This window comes from Corallococcus sp. AB049A (assembly GCF_003668885.1).
GTDB classification, from domain to species: domain Bacteria; phylum Myxococcota; class Myxococcia; order Myxococcales; family Myxococcaceae; genus Corallococcus; species Corallococcus interemptor.
In genome coordinates, this window is record NZ_RAWL01000762.1 from 1 (window position 1) to 1,792 (window position 1,792).

Consider the following 1,792-nt stretch of genomic DNA (forward strand, 5'->3'; position numbering starts at 1 on the left):
TCGTGCGCTGGCGCGCCGACGGCCAGCTGGACTACCTCCAGCGGCTCGACTTCCAGGTGAAGGTGCGCGGCTTCCGCATCGAGCTGGGCGAAATCGAAGCCTCGCTCCTCGCGCATGCCTCCGTGCACGAGGCCGTCGTCCTCGCCCGTGAAGATGTCCCCGGCGGCAAGCGGCTCGTCGCGTACCTCGTGCCCACTCAGGGCCAGGAGCTGGACACCACCGCCGTGCGCGCCTTCCTCAAGGAGCGGCTGCCCGAGTACATGGTGCCCTCCGCGTTCCTCGTGCTGGAGGCCATGCCGCTCAGCCCCAACGGCAAGGTGGACCGCAAGGCACTGCCCGTCCCCGACGCTTCGCCTCTCGCGGACTTCGTCGCGCCTCGTGACGCCACGGAAGAGAAGCTCGCCGACGCCTTCGCCCAGGTCCTACGCCGCGAGCGCGTGGGCATCCACGACGACTTCTTCTCCCTCGGTGGCCACTCGCTGCTGGCCACCCAGCTCGTCTCTCGCATCCGCGCGGCGTTCAACGCGGAGCTGCCCCTGCGCGCCCTCTTCGAGGCGCCCACCGTCGCCGCTCTCGCCGTGCGCCTGCGCACCGCCACGGCAAGCGCCCGGCTCCCGCCGCTTCCGCTCGCCACCCACGAAGGCCCGCCGCCCCTGTCCTTCGCCCAGCAGCGGCTGTGGCTGTTGGATCAGCTCCAGCCCGGCAGCGCCGCGTACAACATCCCCGCCGCCCTTCGCCTGAAGGGCCACGTGGACGTCGAGTCCCTGCGCCGCGCCTTCGAAACCCTGGTCGCGCGGCATGAGACGCTGCGCACCACCTTCTTCCAGCATCAGGGTGAACCCGCGCAGCGCATCCACTCGCCCGCGACGTGGGTCCTGCCGCTGCTCGACGTGTCCTCACTGCCCGAGGCCCAGCGGGACGAAGAGGGCCGCCGCCTCGCGAACCTGGAGGCCCGTCGGCCCTTCGACCTGGAAGCGGGTCCGCTCCTTCGCACGTCCCTGGTGCGCCTGAACGAGGCGGAGCACCTGCTGCTGGTGACGATGCATCACATCGTCTCCGACGGCTGGTCCATGAGCGTCCTCGTCCGGGAGTTGACCGCGCTGTACGCGGCGTTCCACGCGGATCAGTTGCCCGCCCTCGCGCCGCTGCCCGTGCAGTACGCGGACTTCTCTGTCTGGCAGCGGGCCTGGCTCCAGGGCGAAACGCTGGAGGCGCAGCTCGGATACTGGAAGGAGAAGCTCTCGGGAGCTCCGGCCGCGCTGGACCTGCCCACGGATCGCCCGCGTCCGCCCGTGCAGTCGCACCGGGGCGCCACGGTGGACATGCGCGTTCCCGCTCGCCTCTCGGAGGCCCTCAAGGCCCTGGCTCAGCGTGAAGGCGCCACGCCGTTCATGCTGCTGCTCGCGGCCTGGCAGGTGCTCCTGTCGCGATACTCCACGCAGGACGACATCAGCGTGGGCACGCCTATCGCGGGTCGCACCCAGGCGGAGACCGAAGGCCTCATCGGCTTCTTCGTCAACACGCTCGTCCTGCGGGCGCACGTCCAGCAGCAGGCAACCTTCCGGGAGTTCCTGGCCCAGGTGCGCGGCACGACGCTCGCGGCCTACGAGCACCAGCACGTGCCGTTCGAGAAGCTGGTGGAGACCCTCCAGCCCGTGCGCGACTTGAGCCGCAGCGCGCTCTTCCAGGCGATGTTCTCCCTGCAGAACACGCCCATGGAGGCGCTGCGCGTGCAGGGGCTGTCCTTCGAGCAGCTTCCGCTCGAAGCGAACTCGGCGAAGTTCGACCTGAC

General features: G+C 70.3%; 1 protein-coding gene. It reads left to right on the forward strand.

What is annotated here, in order from left to right:
• On the forward strand, positions 1-1,792 hold a 1,792-nt coding region (locus tag D7X55_RS39150), incomplete at both ends, for a condensation domain-containing protein (RefSeq protein ID WP_233610356.1).